This window comes from Amycolatopsis sp. NPDC028719 (assembly GCF_055565395.1).
In genome coordinates this window covers 91,569-109,305 of the sequence record NZ_JBVHUL010000015.1, presented here as the reverse complement: position 1 = coordinate 109,305, position 17,737 = coordinate 91,569, and the positions used below count along the sequence as shown (strand labels likewise).

General features: G+C 72.5%; 17 protein-coding genes. 7 read left to right on the top strand and 10 right to left on the bottom strand.

The features are described 5' to 3' along the window. Positions 1–26: 26 nt before the first annotated feature. Complete coding sequence (locus ACZ4TR_RS44965; protein WP_364518074.1) at positions 27–440, bottom strand: DUF2000 domain-containing protein; 414 nt, start codon at positions 438–440, stop codon at positions 27–29. Between the two features lie 50 nt (positions 441–490). Here ACZ4TR_RS44965 and ACZ4TR_RS44960 point away from each other — a divergent pair, with 50 nt between their 5' ends. Beyond that, complete coding sequence (locus ACZ4TR_RS44960; protein ID WP_465294710.1) at positions 491–1,270, top strand: helix-turn-helix transcriptional regulator; 780 nt, start codon at positions 491–493, stop codon at positions 1,268–1,270. A 30-nt stretch (positions 1,271–1,300) separates the two neighbouring features. After that, the gene (locus tag ACZ4TR_RS44955; RefSeq protein ID WP_465294708.1) at positions 1,301–1,882 is read left to right on the top strand and encodes an HhH-GPD-type base excision DNA repair protein; all 582 of its coding nucleotides are present in this window, start codon (positions 1,301–1,303) and stop codon (positions 1,880–1,882) included. Between the two features lie 51 nt (positions 1,883–1,933). On the opposite strand, the gene ACZ4TR_RS44950 is transcribed toward ACZ4TR_RS44955, so the two are convergent. After that, complete coding sequence (locus ACZ4TR_RS44950; RefSeq protein WP_465294706.1) at positions 1,934–2,368, bottom strand: TrmH family RNA methyltransferase; 435 nt, start codon at positions 2,366–2,368, stop codon at positions 1,934–1,936. Positions 2,369–2,563: 195 nt separating this feature from the next. On the opposite strand from ACZ4TR_RS44950, the gene ACZ4TR_RS44945 reads away from it, so the two are divergent. Beyond that, complete coding sequence (locus ACZ4TR_RS44945) at positions 2,564–2,752, top strand: DUF1918 domain-containing protein (RefSeq protein ID WP_364518082.1); 189 nt, start codon at positions 2,564–2,566, stop codon at positions 2,750–2,752. Here ACZ4TR_RS44945 and ACZ4TR_RS44940 read toward each other — a convergent pair. Next, entirely contained in the window at positions 2,749–3,924 is a 1,176-nt protein-coding gene (locus ACZ4TR_RS44940; protein WP_465294704.1) for an MFS transporter, read from the bottom strand. The genes ACZ4TR_RS44945 and ACZ4TR_RS44940 overlap by 4 nt on opposite strands. A 109-nt stretch (positions 3,925–4,033) precedes the next feature. On the opposite strand from ACZ4TR_RS44940, the gene ACZ4TR_RS44935 reads away from it, so the two are divergent. After that, a complete protein-coding gene (locus ACZ4TR_RS44935) occupies positions 4,034–4,357 on the top strand; it encodes an ArsR/SmtB family transcription factor (RefSeq protein ID WP_364518086.1) in 324 nt (107 codons plus the stop codon). A 193-nt stretch (positions 4,358–4,550) separates the two neighbouring features. Then, positions 4,551–5,732, top strand: coding sequence for an MFS transporter (locus ACZ4TR_RS44930; RefSeq protein WP_465294702.1), 1,182 nt, complete (start codon positions 4,551–4,553; stop codon positions 5,730–5,732). On the opposite strand, the gene ACZ4TR_RS44925 is transcribed toward ACZ4TR_RS44930, so the two are convergent. Together ACZ4TR_RS44925 and ACZ4TR_RS44920 are read right to left on the bottom strand one after the other, a co-directional pair. Further along, complete coding sequence (locus ACZ4TR_RS44925) at positions 5,729–6,052, bottom strand: DUF3017 domain-containing protein (protein WP_364518090.1); 324 nt, start codon at positions 6,050–6,052, stop codon at positions 5,729–5,731. The genes ACZ4TR_RS44930 and ACZ4TR_RS44925 overlap by 4 nt on opposite strands. Beyond that, the gene (locus ACZ4TR_RS44920) at positions 6,049–6,906 is read right to left on the bottom strand and encodes a bifunctional methylenetetrahydrofolate dehydrogenase/methenyltetrahydrofolate cyclohydrolase (protein ID WP_364518092.1); all 858 of its coding nucleotides are present in this window, start codon (positions 6,904–6,906) and stop codon (positions 6,049–6,051) included. Before ACZ4TR_RS44920 ends, ACZ4TR_RS44925 begins: the two co-directional genes overlap by 4 nt. A 187-nt stretch (positions 6,907–7,093) precedes the next feature. On the opposite strand from ACZ4TR_RS44920, the gene ACZ4TR_RS44915 reads away from it, so the two are divergent. Then, on the top strand, positions 7,094–9,898 hold the full coding sequence (locus ACZ4TR_RS44915) for a TNT domain-containing protein (RefSeq protein ID WP_465294700.1): 2,805 nt from the start codon (positions 7,094–7,096) through the stop codon (positions 9,896–9,898). A gap of 57 nt (positions 9,899–9,955) precedes the next feature. Here the strand turns inward: ACZ4TR_RS44915 and ACZ4TR_RS44910 are convergent, their stop codons facing one another. Both ACZ4TR_RS44910 and ACZ4TR_RS44905 read right to left on the bottom strand, forming a co-directional pair. After that, positions 9,956–10,543, bottom strand: a complete 588-nt coding sequence (locus ACZ4TR_RS44910; protein WP_465294698.1) for a pentapeptide repeat-containing protein — start codon at positions 10,541–10,543, stop codon at positions 9,956–9,958. A 44-nt stretch (positions 10,544–10,587) separates the two neighbouring features. Next, a complete protein-coding gene (locus ACZ4TR_RS44905; RefSeq protein WP_465294696.1) occupies positions 10,588–11,061 on the bottom strand; it encodes a VOC family protein in 474 nt (157 codons plus the stop codon). 121 nt (positions 11,062–11,182) lie between these two features. Between ACZ4TR_RS44905 and ACZ4TR_RS44900 the strand changes: the two genes are divergently transcribed. Further along, the gene (locus ACZ4TR_RS44900) at positions 11,183–11,911 is read left to right on the top strand and encodes a class I SAM-dependent methyltransferase (protein WP_465294694.1); all 729 of its coding nucleotides are present in this window, start codon (positions 11,183–11,185) and stop codon (positions 11,909–11,911) included. Here the strand turns inward: ACZ4TR_RS44900 and ACZ4TR_RS44895 are convergent. Genes ACZ4TR_RS44895 through ACZ4TR_RS44885 form a run of 3 tightly spaced genes read right to left on the bottom strand, consistent with a single transcriptional unit; the run spans position 11,904 to position 17,506 of the window. Then, positions 11,904–15,224: an error-prone DNA polymerase gene (locus ACZ4TR_RS44895; protein ID WP_465294692.1), complete on the bottom strand. Its 3,321-nt coding sequence runs from the start codon at positions 15,222–15,224 to the stop codon at positions 11,904–11,906. The genes ACZ4TR_RS44900 and ACZ4TR_RS44895 overlap by 8 nt on opposite strands. After that, positions 15,225–15,890, bottom strand: coding sequence for a hypothetical protein (locus ACZ4TR_RS44890; protein ID WP_465294690.1), 666 nt, complete (start codon positions 15,888–15,890; stop codon positions 15,225–15,227). Positions 15,891–15,892: 2 nt separating this feature from the next. Further along, positions 15,893–17,506 (bottom strand): DNA polymerase Y family protein, encoded by a 1,614-nt coding sequence (locus tag ACZ4TR_RS44885; protein ID WP_465294688.1) that lies wholly within the window; start codon positions 17,504–17,506, stop codon positions 15,893–15,895. Between the last annotated feature and the right edge of the window lie 231 nt (positions 17,507–17,737).

Below are 17,737 nucleotides of genomic sequence, written 5' to 3'. Positions count from 1 at the left end.
AGCACCCCGCGAACCGGGGAAAGGGCTCAACGGTGCAATGAAGCACCCTTGAGGATCTTGTCCACCGCGTTCTTCGGGCCGTGCACCGCCAGGCCGGCCAGCGCCAGCTTCTCGCCCGGCACCGCGCGGACCGCCGCCCGGTTGTCGGCGTCGTTGCCCGTGTGGAACAGCTCGTCGGTGAAGATCGAAAACCGCAGGCCGCGGCCGAGCGCGCGGGTGTGCGCCGCCGTCAGGACGTCGGCCGGGCCCGAGAAGACCATCACCGGCTGGCCGAACATCGGCAGGTATTCGGTGTCGTCGGCGTCGAGGTACGGCTCGCCCATCAGCTCCGGCGTCACGTGGGCGATGCCGCTCACCAAGAACGCGGTGACGTTGAGCCGCTGCCAGGACGCCAGGTCGTCGCGGAGCAGGACGGCGATCTTCGTGTCGAAGGAACTCATGCCGGACAGACTCGCCCGCCGGCCACGCCCGCGTCTTGTACGTTCTTGACATGGAGGCGCGCGTCTCGGCTTGGCGGCCGGCGGTCCCGGGGATCGCCGAGGTCTTCCACGCGCGCTTCTTCACACACGCGTACCCGCTGCACACCCACGACACGTGGACGCTGCTGATCGTCGACGACGGCGTCATCCGCTACGACCTCGACCGCCACCACCACGGCGCGCTCGGGCCGGCCGTGACGCTGCTGCCGCCGAACGTCGCGCACGACGGGCGCGCCGCGACCAGCCACGGCTTCCGCAAGCGCGTGCTCTACCTGGAGACGTCGGTGCTGGGCGAGGACCTCGTCGGCGCGGCCGTCGACCAGCCGAGCGTCGCCGACGGGCTGCTGCGCACGCGGATCCACCAGCTGCACGCGTCCCTGGCCGAGCCGGGCGACGCGCTCGAGGCCGAAAGCCGGCTCGCGCTGGTGGCCGAGCGCCTGCGCGACCACCTGGGCCGGCCGGCGTCCCACGAGCCGAAGCGCGGGCTGGCCGACGACCTGCGCGACCTCCTCGACGCGAGGCTGCCCGAAGCGCTGACGCTGGCCGAAGCGGCGTCGACGTTGGGGGCGCACCCAGCGCATCTGGTCCGCTGCTTCGGGGCGCGGTTCGGCCTGCCGCCGCACCGCTACCTGACCGGCCGCCGCGTCGACCGCGCGCGCCGGCTGCTGCTGGACGGCGCCCCGGCGGCGGAGGTCGCGGCGGTCGCCGGGTTCACCGACCAGGCGCACCTCACGCGGCACTTCAAGCGGTACCTGGGCACGACGCCGTCGCGGTACTCGAAGGCCCGTTGACCTGCCGGCCGCTTGTGTCAAGATGACCGCATGCTGCGCGAACTGCACCTGACCGGCGACCCGGCCGCCGACAAGCTGCTCAACGACGACCCGTTCGCCCTGCTCGTCGGCATGCTCCTCGACCAGCAGTACCCGATGGAGCACGCGTTCGCCGGCCCGCGCAAGATCGCCGACCGGATGGACGGTTTCTCGCTGGCGAAGATCGCTGACACCGACGTCGAAAAGTTCGTCGAGATGTGTGTCGTGCCGCCGGCCATCCACCGCTACGGCGGCTCGATGGCCCGCCGCGTCCACGCGCTCGCGCAGCACATCATCGAGAACTACGACGGCCGCACCGAGGGCATCTGGCTCGACGGGCGCCCGAAGCCGGACGGCCCCGAAGTGCTCAAGCGCCTGCGGGCGCTGCCCGGGTTCGGGGAGCAGAAAGCGAAGATCTTCCTGGCCCTGCTGGGCAAGCAGCGTGGCATCACCCCGAAGGGCTGGCGCGAAGCGGCCGGAGCGTACGGGGACCGCGGCTCGCGCCGGTCGATCGCCGACGTCACCAGCGCCGAGACGCTCGCCGAGGTCCGCGCGTTCAAGAAGGCCGCCAAGGCCGCGGCCAAGGCGGGCTGACCCACCCGGACGCGCGGCGCCTTCCGGCACCGTCCATCCGGGACGGTCCGCTCACAGCAGGCCGGCGAGCTTGTACAGCACCAAACTCCCCGCCACCGCGACGTTGAGACTGGCACCGGCGCCCACCATGGGGATCTCGACGACGGTGTCCAGCAGGTCGAGAGCTTCGGGCGGGATACCGGTCTGCTCGTGGCCGAGCACGGCGATCGTGCGGCCGCGGGCGGCGGGGAGATCCCCCAGCCGCAGCGCTTCCTCCGCCAGTTCGACGCCGACCACCCGCGTGCCGGCCGCCCGTTCGCGGGCGAGCCAGCCCGGCGGATCGTGCACCCAGTGCACGCATGCCGGGCGCCGCAACGTGTTTCCGCGCCGCAGCGCCTCGGGCACCCACGGGAACCGCGGCACCGCGAGGCACGCGCCCACCGCGTCACACGTGCGCAGTAGCGTGCCGAGGTTCGCGCCGTGCAACGGCCAGAGCGGGGCGGCCACCAAGTGGCCCCAACAGGAATGTGCCTTGTTCCGCCGGGAGTTCCGCAGTTCGCGCGGCGTGCGGACCCGGACAGCGGGGCTCACCGGCGCCGAGGCGCGGCGCCTCCGAATTCACTGGTCATGCCCGGATTCTAACCCGTTCGCCGGGACCGCGGGACGATCCGCGCTTCTACCCTGGATTCGGAGGTGAAGGCCATGCACGCCGGAGTGGGAGACGAAATCCAGGTACACGGCCGTACCGTCGGATCGGCCGAGCAGCGCGGTGAGATCCTCGAAGTCCGCGGGCCCGACGGCGCCCCGCCCTACCTGGTGCGGTTCGCCGACGGGCACGAAGCGCTCGTCTACCCCGGGCCCGACTGCGAAGTCCAGGCCCGCGCCGACTAGACGGCGACCTCTTCCCGCGGAGCGCGGACCCGGCCCCACGCGGTGCCGACGAGCACCAGCGCCACCAGGGTCAGCGCCGCCGCGACCTCGGGCAGCACCAGCGGGCCGGCGGACGTCAGCACCGCGCCGCCGACCACGCCGGAGAGGCCGACGCCGAGGTAGATCGCGGACGCGTTGAGCGACAGCACCAGACCCGCGTGGCCCGGGGCCAGCTCGATCAGCCGGTGCTGCACCGGCGGGCTGAACGACCACGTCGCCATGCCCCACACGAACAGCGTGACGCCGGCCGCGATGGGGGTCGCCGTCGCGATCGGCAGCAGCGCCATGACGACGGTGATCGCGGCCGTCACGACGAGCAGCGGCGCGCGCGAACCCCAGCGGTCGGCCGCCCGGCCGCCCGCGAAGTTGCCGACCGCGCCGCCGACGCCGTAGCAGAAGAGCAGCACCGTGACCGCCGTGCCGTGGAGGCCCGCGGTCGCGGCCAGCAGCGGGGACACGAACGTGTAGACCATGAACGCGGCGAGGCACCCGAGGACCGTCACGGCCAGCATGACGAGCACGCGCGGGTCCCGGCCGGCGGCGAACCGTTCGGCCAGGGTGACCCGCGGCGGCGCGGCGACCGACGGCAGCGCCATCCGCACGGCCAGCGCGCTCGCCAGCGAGAACGCGGCGACCAGCGCGAACGCCGTCCGGTAGCCGAGGTGCTGCGAAATGAGGCTGCCGAGCGGCACACCGAAGATGAGCGCGACGGTCAGGCCGCCGAACACGAGCGCGATCGCGCGGCCCCGGCGTTCCGGGCTGGTCAGCTGGGCCGCGACGGCGCTCGCCGCGGGGGTGAACACCGCGGCGCCGATCGCGGTCACCACCCGGGCCAGCAGGAGCGTGCCGTAGCCGGGCGCGAGGGCGGCGAACAGGTTGCCGGCGGCGGTGACGACGAGGGCGGCGACCAGCAGCGTGCGGCGTTCCCAGGTGCCGGTGACGGCGGCGAAGATCGGGGAACCGATGGCGTACGCGATGGCGAAGGCGGTGACGAGCTGCGCCGCGGCGGTGGCCGAGACGTGCAGCTCACCGGTCAGCGCCGGCAGCAGCCCGGCGACGATGTACCCGCTGGTCCCGACGCCGAACGCGCCGAAGGCCAGCACCGAGATCCTCGAGGACGAGGGTGTGGACATGGGTGGGTCCCCCAAGCGGAACGGGTGGTTGGTTCGACGAACGTCGTAGTTCGACCATCACCGTACTACGACCCTCCGACAATTTCGACCGGCGTCGTACAATGGACTCATGGCCAAGACCGCCGCACTGCCGCCGATCGTCCACCCGACGCTGGACGAGATCACCGTCGAAGGGGTGCTCCGCGCCCTGGCCGACCCGGTGCGGCTGGGTATCGTCCGCCAGCTCGCGGCGGCGGACCGCGAGCTCGCGTGCGGCGCGCTGACCGTCCCGGTGACCAAGTCCACAATCACCCACCACCTGAGCATCCTGCGCCAGGCCGGCATCGTGGCCGGCCGCCAGGAGGGCACGACCCGGTTCAACTCGTTGCGCCGCAACGACCTCGACGCCCTGTTCCCGGGCCTCCTGAACGGCGTTCTCGCCGCTCCGCGCTGATCACGGCGTTACGGTGTGGATCGTCACCCGCTATCGGGATGACAACAACCCCCTTCCCTTGTTGGACTGTGGGCAGGACAGCCGACGGCGCTGAGGCCGCATGGCTGTCCTCTTTTGTGTCCATGAACTGAACCGATCCAGTACTCAACTCTGGAACGGCCAAGTAATCGTTTACCCACCGGGAAGGAGTGCCGTGCCCGTCGCGCTGCTCGCGCTCGCCATCGGAGCTTTCGGCATCGGGACCACCGAGTTCGTCATGATGGGCGTGCTGCCCCAGGCGGCCGCCGACTTCGGCGTCGACATCCCGACCGCCGGCTACCTCATCTCCGCCTACGCCCTCGGCGTCGTCGTCGGCGCACCGCTGCTCACCGCGGTCGCCGTCCGGCTGCCGCGCAAGACCATGCTGCTGGCCATGATGGGCCTGTTCACGCTGGGCAACGCCCTGTTCGCGCTCTCCCCCAACCAGGAGTTCGGCGTCGCGTTCCGGTTCCTGGCCGGGCTGCCCCACGGCGCGTTCTTCGGCGCCGGTGCCGTGGTCGCCTCCAGCCTCGTCGGCCCCGGCCGGCGCGCCAAGGCCGTGTCGATGATGTTCCTCGGCCTGACCCTGGCCAACGTCATCGGCGTGCCGCTGGGCACGCTGCTGGGCCAGCAGGTCGGCTGGCGCGCCACCTTCGGCGTCGTCGCCGTGATCGGCCTGGTCGCCGCCGCGGCCATCGCGAAGCTGGTGCCCCACCAGGGCCGGCCCGCGGAAGCCTCGCTGCGCACCGAGCTCGGCGCGTTCAAGCGGCCGCAGGTGCACCTCGCGCTGGCGATCGTCACCTTCGGACTCGGCGGCGTCTTCGCCTGCCTGTCCTACATCACGCCGATGCTGACCGACGTCGCCGGCTACTCGCCGTCGAACGTCACCCTGCTGCTGTCGCTGGCCGGGGTCGGCATGACGATCGGCAACCTGCTCGGCGGCCGCCTGGCCGACCGCGCGCTGATGCCGGGCCTGTACGCCGCGCTGCTGGCGCTGGCCTGCGTGCTCGGGATCTTCACGATCACCGCGCAGGGCAAGGTCGGCGCGGCCATCACGATCTTCTTCGTCGGCGTCGCCGGGTTCATGATCGGCCCGATGATGCAGGCGCGGATCATGGAGAAGGCGGGCGGCACTCCGTCCCTGGTGTCGGCCGCCGTCCAGTCCGCGTTCAACATCGCCAACTCGATCGGCGCCTACCTCGGCGGCCTGGTGATCGCCGGCGGCCTCGGCCTGGTCGCCCCGAACTGGGTCGGCGCGCTGCTGGCCGTCTTCGGGCTGTCGCTGGCGATCGTCTCGGGCACGTTGGACCGCCGCGAAGCCCGCGCCGAACGGCGCGAGCCGGCGATGGCGTCCTAAGAGGAGGCGAGCGGGCCGCCGATGATCGTGAGGGCCACGTAGAGCACCGCGGCCGCGAGACCGGCGTAGGTCACGATGTCGACGACCTTGCCGCGGATCGCGAGCAGCCCGGCGCGTTCCGTCGGCAGCACCGCCCGCAGCACCCCGGCGAGGAGGAGCGCGGCGCCGATCAGCGCCGCGCCCTCCCGCCAGTGGTACTGGACGATCCGCAACGCGGCGACGGCCACCACCAGCAGCACCACCGCGAGCGGGAGCTGGGCGAACCGGGCCGGCCGGCTCCGGCGGTCGTGGACGTCCCGCCGGTCCTCGGTCATGGTCATCGGCCCTGGACCGAGCGCTCCGCCGCTTCGACGACGTTGCTCACGAGCATCGCCCGGGTCATCGGGCCGACCCCGCCCGGGTTCGGCGAGATCCAGCCGGCCACCTCGGCCACGTCCGGGTGAACATCGCCGGTGAGCTTGCCGTCCACGTGGGACACGCCGACGTCGAGCACCGCGGCGCCCGGCGCGACCATGTCCGGCGTGATGATCCCCGGCACGCCGGCCGCGGCGACCACGATGTCCGCCCGGCGGACCTCGGCGGCGAGGTCGCGGGTGCCCGTGTGGCAGAGGGTGACGGTGGCGTTCTCGCTGCGGCGGGTCAGCAGCAGGCCCAGCGTCCGGCCGACGGTGATGCCGCGGCCCACGACGGTGACGCGCGCGCCGTTCAGCTCGACGCCGTGGCGCTTGAGCAGCTCGATGATCCCGTACGGCGTGCACGGCAGCGCGCCCCGCTGGCCGAGCACGAGCCGCCCGAGGCTGACCGGGGCGAGGCCGTCGGCGTCCTTCTCCGGGTCGATGCGCTCGAGCACGCGGTTCGCGTCGAGGTGCTTCGGCAGCGGCAGCTGGACGATGTAGCCGTGGCAGGCCGGGTCGGCGTTCAGGTCGTCGATGACGGCCTCGAGCTTCTCCTGGGTGATGTCGGCCGGCAGGTCGCGGCGGATCGAGTTGACGCCGATCTTGCCGCTGTCGGCGTGCTTCATCCGCACGTACGAATGCGACCCGGGGTCGTCTCCCACCAGGACGGTGCCCAGGCCCGGCGTCACCCCCTTCGCGGCCAGCGCCGCGACGCGCGGCTCGAGCTCCGCGAAAATGGCGTTCTTGGTGGCCTTGCCGTCGAGAATCTTCGCCGTCACGAGGCCCATTCTGGCAAAGCGACCCCCGCGCGTCGCTTCCAGGCGCGGGTGGTCGCAGCCCGTAGAGTGATCGTCACCCCACACGGTCCACTCGCGACGCTGCCCGCGATCGAGCTGTGATCTACCGCACGTCGCATCACCCGAGGTCAGGCCGGGTGCGATCGGATCGCCGAGCGGCAAAACCCACATGCGGGGTGCACTCGCGCGCGCGAACAGTCAAAATGTCCCCGTGGCACAACCGACGACGCAGCTGAACGCGACCGAGCAGGACACCCTGGTCAAGCAGATCGGACTTGCCCTGCTGCGTGCCGCCCCGCGCGACTGGCGCAAGGTCTCCGCGGAGTACCGAGCCGTCGGGAGGTACCACGAGCTCACCGGCGAGATCGTCACCGAGGACGGCACGGTGCACGAGTGGCTCGCGACGCACGACATCGCGACCCTCTTCGGCAGGCTCCGCGGCGGCATGTACCGCGACGGCCGCGGAACGTGGTTCAACGCGCGCTACCAGCTCGATCACCCGTCCAGCTACAACCTCGAGTACAACCGCGACGAGCCGGTGTGGAACCTCGCGCCGCCGCCGCAGGCCTACTCGGACGAGCTGCGGATGTTCCCGCGCACCGAGGACAACGTGCCCGAGTGGCTGATCCGGCGGATGTCCGGCCTCGGCCCGGAGCAGCCGGGGCCGCACTTCCGGATCGCCCGGATCTTCGACACGATCGGCCCCGCCGGCCGCCCGGTGATCAACCGCCCCGACCTCGAGGTCGAGGAGCAGGACCGGCTGCTGGAGTACCTCGACCACGCGCCGCTGGTCGTCACCGAGCGCGGCTACGACATCGACCGGCTGGCCGCGGCGCCCGAGGCCACCGTGCCGGTCGCCTTCCACAGCGACGGCCAGTGGATCTGGCCCGCCGCGGTCAACTTCTACCTGCGCAAGTACGGCGTTTCGCCCGAGTCGGACCTGGTCGAGCACGTCCGCGCGGTCGGCTTCAAGCTGCCGCCGGTCGACGAACCGACGCTGCAGGCCGCCGGCGCGTACCTGACCCGGGGCAACCAGCCGCCCCCGCAGCAGCAGCGCCCGGCCGGACCGCCGCCGCAGGGGCCCCCTCCCCAGGGTCCGCCGCCCCAGCAGCAGGCGCCCGCGGGCCCGCCACCGACCATGGTCGCGCCGGCGGTGCCGGCCGGGCCGCCCCCGCAGCCGCCCGCGCCGGTGGAAGCGGCGGCAAGCGCCCCTGAGCCGGAGGCCCCGGCCGAGGAGCACGCCTACGCCGAAGAGGGCGAGTTCGCCGAAGAGGGCTACGACGACCAGGAGTTCGACGACCGCTTCGCCGAGGAGGACTCCTACGGCGAGGAGGAGTACGGCCACGCCGCCGGCTCCAACGGCACGTCGCCGGAGCCGGGCCGCGTGCCCGACCTCGAGGAGACCGCGGAGTACGTCCCCGACCAGCCGATCGGGCACGAAGAGGAGCCGCACGACGGCGTGGCCCTGTCCTCGCACGAAAGCGAGGGCGGGTTCGACGACGAGCACGCGCCGGAGCCCCCCTCCCACCGCGAGGACGACGCGCGCCCCGCGTTCGACGCCGGTGCCCACCGGGACGACGAGCCGGCACACGCGGCCTTCCAGCCCGATCAGGAGCAGGCCGGCGAGTTCCGGCCGGCTCAGGACGAGCCGGCGCACGCGGCGTTCCAGCCGGGCCAGGGCCGCCGCGAAGACGAGGCGGCACCAAGCGGGTTCCCGGGCCGGCCCCGGCCGGACGAGGCGCCGCGCGGTGGCTTCCAGCCGCCGGAGCGGCCCGCGTTCGACCCCGGTCCGCCCACCATGCTCACCCAGCCCGAGGTGCCTGGCGTGCTGCCGGTGCCGGAGCCGCCGGCGCCCGAGCCCGCTCCCCGCTCGGGCCGGCGCGCGCTGCGCCGCGAGACGCCGGACCACCCCGTGCTCGCCGGGCTGCAGGCCAAGCTGGACGAGCTCGAGGTGCCCGAAAGCGGCTACAAGCTGGGCGAGCCCGCCGAGCACGGGTGGAGCGTCGAGCAGGTCGACGACGGCTGGCGCGTCGGCTGGTACGACGGCAAGCTCAGCAACCCCGCGGTGTTCGGCGACGCCGAGGACGCGGCCGCGTTCATGCTCGGCAAGCTGCTGCTCAACCCGGAGGGCCACGTGCCCGAGGAGCCGCCCGCTCCCGAGCCGGAACCCGAACCCGAGCCGGAACCGGCGCCGCAGCGGGTCGTCGCGACGCTGTCGCCGGAGGTCGCGACCGGGTCGTACCCGGTCCGCAAGCCGGAGCCGGTGCCCGCCCAGGAGCAAACGGCGTTCACGAGCGCCGAGGAGCTGTTCGGCGACCTCGAGGACGACGAGCCGCCGGCCCCGCCGCGTCAGCCCGCCCCGCCCGCGCCGGTCCCGGCCGGGCCGCCGCCGTTGGCGCAGCAGCAGGCCGGCCCGCCGCCCGCGGCCCCCGCGCCGCCCCGGCGTGAGCCGCCGTCGACGCCGACCGTCCTGGCGGCCCCGGTGCCGCAGGGTGCCCCGCCGCTGGGCGCTCCGGGCGCACAGCCGGTGCCGCCGGTGCCGCCCGCGCCACCCGCTCCGCCGCGTCGTGAGGAGCCGGCCCGGCCGGCCGTCAACGGCGGTGGTGGCGGTGCCCAGCAGCAGTGGCCGATCGGTCCGATGGCCGGTGAGCCGCCGCTGACACTTTTCCGCGGCAAGGAGCTGCGCGAGCTGCCCGCGGGCAGCGAGCTGGACCGCTTCGGCGGGCCGAACGGCAACCTGACGTACGCGGCGGGCACGCCGTTCGCCGAACGGTCGCTGGTCCCCGAGTGGGTGAACCGGCCGTACCACGTCTACCGCGTGCAGCGGCCGCTCGAGGCGCTGGCCGGCGTCGCGATCCCGTGGTTCAACCAGCCGGGCGGCGGGTCGGCGTACCTGCTCCCGGCGTCGATCGAGGAGCTCGTCGCCGAGGGCGACCTGATCGAGCTCGACCCGGGCGAACCCCCGATCGACTGAATTTCCGCGAAGGCCCGGCAGCTCGCCTGCCGGGCCTTCGTGCTTTCAGCGGACTTTTCAGCGGATGACGAGCCCGTGGGCGGCGGCGAAGGCGATGGCCGTCTCCACGTCGACCTCGGCACCTCGCAGATCGGCCTGGACCAGGGCGTTCGCGTCGAGACGCGCGCCGCGCAGGTCCGCGCCGTCGAGCTTCGCGGCCTGGAGGCGGGCGCCGGTCAGGTCGCTGCCGCGCAGATCGGCGCCGGCGAGGTCGGCCTCGGTCAGGTTGGCTTCGCGCAGCCGCAGCCCGGACAGGCCCAGCTTGCGCAGCCGCGCCTTCGCGAACGACGCCAGCGAGAGGTCGCACTCGGTGAGGGCGATGCCGGCGAACCCGCACTCGGCGAATGACGAGCCGAGCAGCGAGCACGACGTCCAGCGGCTTTCGACGAGCACCGAGCGGTCGAAGGTGCACGAACGGAACGCGGACGCGTCGTGCCGCGAGCGCGACAGATCGGCCCGGCTGAACACGCAGTCGTCGAAGGTGCAGCCGCGCGTGCGCAGCCCGCTCAGGTCCGCCCCCGTGAAGTCGCACCCGGTGAACCGGCGCTTTTCCCACCACTGCCCGGACAACACCGCTTCGCGGTAGTCCTCCCCGGTTTCCAGCACGGCCCCAGGGTGCCACACCGGCGGCACGCGGTCGCAACCGTCCACTATGGACGGCCGTTGACCAGGTCCGCGCCCTGGACGTAGGCCATCGCCTCGAGGTACTCGGGCAGCTGCGCGCGGCGCGCCATCTCGGCTTCGTCCAGGTTCTCCAGCCGGGTCTGGATCCACCACAGGTTGCCGAACGGATCCCGCACCCGGCCGACGCGGTCGCCGAAGAACAGCACCGTCTGCCGGGTGACCTCGGTAGCGCCGGCTTCGACCGCGCGCCGCTGGGTCTCTTCGCTGTCCGGCACGTACAGCCGCAGGTAGGCCGGGGTGTCCGCCCAGTCGTCCGGCGAGTCGAACGCCATCACGACCGCGTCGCCGATGCGGACCTCCGCGTGGCCGATCTTCCCGTCCTCGCCGACGACGCGGCCGAGCTCTTCGGCGTCGAAGGCCTGCTTCAAGAAGCCGAGCAGGCCGGCGGTGTCGGGGCCGATGATCCACGGCGTGACCGTCGTGTAGCCGTCGGGAACCATGTTTCCTCCTCGGTCAGGTGCGGTCCCCGACGGTAAGGGTGAAATAGGACAGTTCTTGACCGCTCGCCCCGGCTCCGAAAACGACGTGAGCTTTCCCGGCCCGCTCACTACGGTGACGACCGTGCCGGACCACGACTACGTCGATCCCTACCTCGCCTCGCTGTACGACGCCATGAACCCGCGGGAGAGCAGCGGCGACTTCGCGTTCTACCTGCCGATGATCATGGCCGCGGAGTCGGTGCTCGACGTGGGCTGCGGCACGGGCTCCCTGCTGCACTGGGCGCGCGAGTCCGGCCACTCAGGACGGCTCGTCGGCCTCGATCCCGCCGAGGGCATGCTCATCCAGGCCCGCCGGCGGGACGACGTCGAGTGGGTGCACGGCGATTTGTCGACCGCCACCTGGGACAGCGAGTTCGACTTCGCCGTGATGACCGGGCACGCGTTCCAGGTGCTGCTGACCGACGAGGAGCTGCGGACGGCGTTCTCGGCGATCCGGCGCGCCCTGAAACCCGGCGGCCGGTTCGGCTTCGACACCCGCAACCCGGCGGCGCGTGGCTGGGAGCGCTGGACGCCGTCGAACGTCTGGGAAGCCGGCGAGGTGCGGTCGTGGAACGACGCCGGGCCGTTCGAAGACGGGTACGTCAGCTTCACGACGACGTACGAAAGCCCGAACTGGGACGCGCCGCGGTACAGCGAGAGCACACTGCGGTTCCTCGACGTCCCTTCCCTGGACGAGTTCGTCGCGGAGGCCGGGCTGGTCGTCGACGAGCAGTACGGCTACTGGGACCGCACGCCGGTGACGGACGAGAGCCCGGAGATCGTCACGATCGTGCGGCGTCCCCTCACCTGAAGTCCCGGGATTTCGCCTTGATGCGCATCGGGAGCGCCTCGACGCGGTCGGCGAGGACGCTGACCACGCCGTCGGCCTTCTCCACCACCCCGCGGATCAGCAGCGCCGGGCTCGCGCGCGCGACGCGGTGGTAGCGCTGCCACAGCCCGAGCGTGCAGATCACGTTGACCATCCCCGTCTCGTCCTCGATGTTGAGGAAGGTGACCCCACCCGCCGTCGCCGGGCGTTGCCGGTGCGTGACGGCGCCGCCGATCAGCACGCGCGCGCCGTCGTCGAGGTCGGCCAGGCCGTTCGCCGGGACGACGCCGAGCGCGTCGAGGCGGTCGCGGATGAACTCGGTCGGATAGCTGTCCGGCGAGACTCCGGTCGCCCAGACGTCCGCCGCCGCGAGGTCGAGGCCGTCCATCCCGGGCAGCACCGGGGCCGGGCCGCCGACCAGGCCCGGCAGCTTCTCCGGGCGTTCCCCGGCGACGGCACCCGCGGTCCACAGCGCCTGCCGGCGGTCGCCGCCGAAGCCGGCGAACGCGCCGGCCGTGGCCAGCGCCTCGATCTGCGGGGTCTTCAGCCGCACGCGGCGGGCGACGTCGGCCATGTCGGTGAAGTCGCCGTTCGCCTCCCGCTCGGCCACGATCCGCTTCGCGACGTCCTCCCCGATCATCCGGACGGTGCTCAGCCCGGTGCGGACGTCGTGGTACTTCCCGGTGCCCGCCTCCGCGGTGTTCGATTCGAGGGTGGCGTGCGGGAGGCTGCGGTTGATGTCCGGGCCGTGCACGGTGACGCCGTGGCGCCGCGCGTCGGCGACCAGCGACTGCGGCGAGTAGAAGCCCATCGGCTGCGCGCGCAGCAGGCCCGCCAGGAACGCGTCCGGGTGGTAGTACTTGAAGTAGGCGCTCGAAAACACGAGGTGCGCGAAGCTCAGCGCGTGGCTCTCCGGGAAGCCGAAGTTCGCGAACGCCTTGAGCTTCAGGAAGATCTTCTGCGCCAGCTCGGCCTCGACACCGTTCGCGGCGGCGCCTTCGAGGAACCGCTGGCGCAGCCGGTCCATCTTCCGGTCCGAACGCTTCGACCCCATCGCGTGACGCAGCTGGTCGGCCTCCGCCGCGGTGAAGTTCGCGACGTCCAAGGCGATCTGCATCATCTGTTCTTGGAACAGCGGCACGCCTTTGGTCTTGTGGAGCGCGTTTTCCAGCAGCGGGTGGTCGTAGTCCCACTTCTCGATCCCCTGCTTGCGGCGGATGTACGGGTGCACCGAGCCGCCCTGGATCGGGCCGGGCCGGATCAGCGCCACCTCGACCGCGAGGTCGTAGAACTCCGTGGGTCGCAGTCTCGGCAGCGTGGCCAGCTGCGCGCGGCTCTCGACCTGGAACACGCCGATCGCGTCCGCGCGGCAGAGCATGCCGTAGATGTTCTGGTCGGTGAGGTCCAGCTCGGCGAGGTCGATCTTCTCGCCCTTGTAGTCCTCGACGAGGTCGAGCATGTAGTGCAGCGCCGAGAGCATGCCGAGGCCGAGCAGGTCGAACTTGACGAGCCCGGCGGCGGCGCAGTCCTCCTTCTCCCACTGGATGACGCTGCGGTCGGCCATCCGCGCCCACTCGACCGGCACGACCTGGCTCACCGGCTCGTGGCACATGACCATCCCGCCGGAGTGGATGCCCAGGTGGCGCGGGAAGTCCTCGAGCGCGAAGGCGAGCTGGACGACGTCGTCCGGGATGTCGTGGTCGTGGTCCTTTTCGGTGCTGCGCAACGATCCCCAGCGATCGATCTGCTTGCTCCAGGCGTCCTGCTGGCCCGGCGAGTAGCCCAGCGCTCTCGCGGCGTCGCGGACGGCGGACCGGGCGCGGTAGGTGACCACGTTCGCGACCTGGGCCGTGCGGAGGCGGCCGTGCTTCTCGAAGACGTACTGGATGGCCTCCTCGCGCCGGTCGGACTCGATGTCGAGGTCGATGTCGGGGTAGCCGTCGCGGTCCGGGGCGAGGAAGCGTTCGAAGAGCAGCTTGTTGGCCACCGAGTCGACCTTCGTGATGCCGAGCGCGTAGCAGACGGCCGAGTTCGCGGCCGAACCCCGTCCCTGGCAAAGGATGTTGTGGTCGTTGCAGAACCGCACGATGTCCCAGACGATCAGGAAGTACCCGGGGAAGCCGAGCTCCTCGATGATCTCGAGCTCGTGCTCGATCTGAGCTTTTGCCTTCTCTTCGTGTTCTTTGCCACCGAAGCGTTCCTTCGCTCCTTCGCGGGTGAGTTCGCGGAGGAAGGTCGCCTCGGTGTGGCCCTCGGGGACGTCGAAGGGCGGCAGCTTGGGGGCGATCAGCTCGAGCGGGAAAGCGCATTCCATGCCCAGGAGGGCGGAGCGGCGGACGGCGCCGGGGTAGCGCCGGAACAGGACGTCCATTTCGGCGCCGCTGCGGAGGAACGCCGTCCCGGCCGCGGGCAGCCAGCCTTCCAGCTCGTCGATGCCGCGGCGCGCGCGGATGGCGGCGAGCGCGTCGGCGAGCGGGGCGCGTTCCGGCCGGGCGTAGTGCGCGGCGGTGGTGGCCACGGTCGGAAGGTGCAGGTCCTCGGCGAGCTGCGTCAGGACGTCGTTGTGGGTGCTGTCGAGCGGCTGGCGGTGGTCGGTGAGCTCGACGTAGACGTTGTCCTGGCCGAAGCGGTCGGTGAGTTCTCTCAGTTTCTCCGCGGCGGCCGCCGGGCCGTGCGTGACGAGGGCGGAGCGCACCGCGCCCTTGCGGCAGCCAGTGAGGACGACGCACTGCCCGGCGACCTCCTCGGCGACCGCGCCGAGGTCGTAGATCGGCTTGCCCTTTTCGGCGTCTTCGTGGATCTGGCCGGCAGTAATGGCGCGGCAGAGGGCCCGGTAGCCCTGATCGCCGCGGGCGAGCAGCAGCAGGTGCTCGCCTTCGGGGTCGGCGACGCCGTTCTGCGGGTTCCGGAGGCCGAAGCTGAGCTCGGTGCCGAAGACGGTGTTGACGCCGAGTTCCCGCGCGGCCTCGGCGAACCGGACGACGCCGTACATGCCGTCGTGGTCGGTGAGGGCGATGGCGTCGAGCTGCAGGCGCGCGGCTTCTTCGACGAGCTCTTCGGGATGGCTGGCGCCGTCGAGGAAGCTGAAGTTGGAGTGGCAGTGCAGCTCGGCGTAGGGGACGCGGACGGTCTCGCCGCCGTCGTCGTTGCGCCGGGTGGGAAGGTTTTGCGGCCGTTGGTAGGCCTCGCGCTTCCGGCCCCAGGCGGGGCTGTCACCGTGGTCTCCGGGAGGCACCCCGCCGGCGAGGGTGCGGGCGAGGTCCTTCCAGCGGACGGGTGGGTTGTTCCAGCCCATTCAGTGGCTCCCGGGCTCGCGTTCTTCGTGGTGCGGAAGGGCTTGCTCTTCCCGGCGGCGGCGGTGCCAGTTGCTGGGGTGGTTCCAGCGGCTGCGGGCTTCGGCTTCGCTGAGACGGCGGGGCTCGGCGGGTTCCTCGCCAAGCCGACCTGATGGGTGATTCCGGCGGCTCTGTGCTTCGGCTTCGCTCATGCCACGCTGATCCGCGACTCCCTCCGACGACTGCACCAGCGAGTGATTCCAGGGGCTGCGAGCTTCGGTATCGCCGAGAGGTCGCGGCTCGGCGGTTTCCTTGCCAAGCCGACCTGATGGGTGATTCCGGCGGCTCCGAGCCTCGGCGTCGCTCATGCCGTGCTGATCCGCGGTTCCCTCCGGCGGTCGTCCCGACGGGTGACTCCGGCGGCTGCGGGCGTCGGCCCCGCTCATGCGGCAGCCGTTCTCCTTCGACGAGCGCGGAACAGGCAGCTCGATCACCGGGCACACCCACTCGTCGTCGGCTTCGGGTTGGGCGGCGGGCAGCTGTCCTCGCACCGTCCACCTTTGCGGGTCAGGGTGCGGCGCCGGCACGTCGCGCAGCCACTCGCGCTCCTCTTCGGCCTGGCGGGGCGTGGCCTCCGGTTCGGCGCGCAGCCAGGCCCGGAGCTTTCGTGCGTAGTCCTCGTCCATGCTCAGTCGTACACTCCCTCGACCGTCCACAGTGGATTTTCCGTGCCCGCGCAGTGCACCAGCACCGCGTCGGGCGGGTCGTCCGGCTCGCCCGCGACCAGCAGTTGCAGCCGCGCCCGCGGCGGGCCCGGTCTTCGGCGGTCGCCCGCCAGCGGCCACGGCCCCGCCCACCCCACGACCTCCCTGGGCGCGCCGCCGGTGATGCTCAGCCCGCGCGGGACGGCCGTGAGCTGCTCGCGCGCCGTGATGCCCACCGGCCTGCCTTCGGCGTCGAAGACCTGGGCCGGCACCGGGCGATCGAGGACCGTCGCCGGGGACGGTGCCGGCAGCCGCCCCGGCCACGTCGCGTCCGCCGGCGCCGTCCGCTCGCGCGGGTCGCCCCAGGGCACCAGCCGGACGCGGCCCGCCGGATCACGGCCGCCGTCGAGCAACGGCGTCACCACCCCCTCCGGGCCGAGCAGCCCCTGGACCCGCACGAACGCCCGCGCCGCGCGTTCGTCGTCCTCGTCGGAACCGCCGTTCTGCCACAAGTCGAGCTGCAGCGACCGCCCTTCGACGATCTCCTCGGGTTCCAGCCGCAGCCGCACCACACCGGAAGTCGGACGCTGGCCCGGCGCCGCGCGCAGCCAGCCTTCGAACTGCCAGCGCACGCGATCGGCGACGCCGGCGGGCGTCAGCGGTTCCGCGCACCGCCACGCGCGGCCGAGGTGTTCGCCCTCTTCGGTGACCGCGTAGATGCCGAGCCGGGTGCAGGCCAGGCCGTGGCCCGCCAGTCCGGCGCAGAACCGCGTCGCGAGGTTCTTGGCGAGGAACGCCGCGACGTCGACCCGCTCGACGACCGGGTCGAACTCCTCGGTCAGCGTCAGCTCGGGCGGTGGGCGCCGGCGCAGCGGCGGGCGTTCGGAGCGGCCCCGCGCCAGCCGGTGGGCGAGGACGCCGGCGGCGCCGAAGCGGTTGACGACGTCGCGCTCCGGTAGTTCCGCGAAGGCGCCGAGCGTCCGCAAACCGAGCCGGCGCAGCAGGTCGACGAGCTCCGCGCGCTCGGCGCCCGGCTGGTCGAGTTCGGTGATGGGCAGCGGGGCGAGGAATTCGGCGACGCGCTCGGGCTCGGGCTCGACGAACGTCCCGCACCGGGCGGCAAGCGTCGCGGCGAAGAGTCCTTCGGCCACGCCGACCTGGCATTCCACGCCCGCCGCGGCGGACACTTCGTCGACGAGCCGCTCGACGAGGGCGTGTTCCCCGCCGAAGTACCCGGCGGCACCGGCGACGGGGACGGCGACGAGCCCCGGCCGCACGACCTCGACCCCGACAACGAGCGCCTCGACCGCCCTCGCGACGGCCTCGAAGAGGCGCGCGTCCCGGCCGTCGTCGGCGGCGAAGACGGCCAGGTCCGGACAGTTCGACTGCGCCTCCCGCCGCCGCATCCCCCGCCGGACACCGTTCCGCCGGGCGGCGGCATTGCTGGCGACAACGCGGTTCGCGCTGAAAACGGCGGCGGGCGCGGTGACGGCAACACCGCCGACAGCCGCGGCGGCGACGACCGGCCAATCCGGGCACCAGAGGACGAGCATCCGGGTGGGCAGGTCGGAGGAACGCCGTTGCGCGGGGACGGTCATGCGGCCTCCCCGCGCGGGTAGCGAACATCGGCGAGGGGTCGACTCGGGTTCCTGGAGGGTCGGCTCACGCACTCAGAGGGTCGGCTCACGTGCCCGGAGGGTCGGCTCACGTACCCAGAGAGTCGACTCGGGTGCCCGGCAGGTCCGCTCACGTGATCCGAGAGCCGACTCGTGTGTTCAGAGGAGCGACCCGCGTACCTGGACGGTCGGCTCGCGTACCCAGAGGGTCGG

Excerpts from the sequence above, each read along its gene's own strand:
- ACZ4TR_RS44965 (WP_364518074.1), bottom strand. The coding sequence starts at position 440 with ATGAGTTCCTTCGACACGAAGATCGCCGTCCTGCTCCGCGACGACCTG.
- ACZ4TR_RS44960 (WP_465294710.1), top strand. The coding sequence starts at position 491 with ATGGAGGCGCGCGTCTCGGCTTGGCGGCCGGCGGTCCCGGGGATCGCC.
- ACZ4TR_RS44955 (WP_465294708.1), top strand. The coding sequence starts at position 1,301 with ATGCTGCGCGAACTGCACCTGACCGGCGACCCGGCCGCCGACAAGCTG.
- ACZ4TR_RS44945 (WP_364518082.1), top strand. The coding sequence starts at position 2,564 with ATGCACGCCGGAGTGGGAGACGAAATCCAGGTACACGGCCGTACCGTC.
- ACZ4TR_RS44940 (WP_465294704.1), bottom strand. The coding sequence starts at position 3,924 with ATGTCCACACCCTCGTCCTCGAGGATCTCGGTGCTGGCCTTCGGCGCG.
- ACZ4TR_RS44935 (WP_364518086.1), top strand. The coding sequence starts at position 4,034 with ATGGCCAAGACCGCCGCACTGCCGCCGATCGTCCACCCGACGCTGGAC.
- ACZ4TR_RS44925 (WP_364518090.1), bottom strand. The coding sequence starts at position 6,052 with ATGACCATGACCGAGGACCGGCGGGACGTCCACGACCGCCGGAGCCGG.
- ACZ4TR_RS44915 (WP_465294700.1), top strand. The coding sequence starts at position 7,094 with ATGCGGGGTGCACTCGCGCGCGCGAACAGTCAAAATGTCCCCGTGGCA.
- ACZ4TR_RS44905 (WP_465294696.1), bottom strand. The coding sequence starts at position 11,061 with ATGGTTCCCGACGGCTACACGACGGTCACGCCGTGGATCATCGGCCCC.
- ACZ4TR_RS44895 (WP_465294692.1), bottom strand. The coding sequence starts at position 15,224 with ATGGGCTGGAACAACCCACCCGTCCGCTGGAAGGACCTCGCCCGCACC.
- ACZ4TR_RS44890 (WP_465294690.1), bottom strand. The coding sequence starts at position 15,890 with ATGGACGAGGACTACGCACGAAAGCTCCGGGCCTGGCTGCGCGCCGAA.
- ACZ4TR_RS44885 (WP_465294688.1), bottom strand. The coding sequence starts at position 17,506 with ATGACCGTCCCCGCGCAACGGCGTTCCTCCGACCTGCCCACCCGGATG.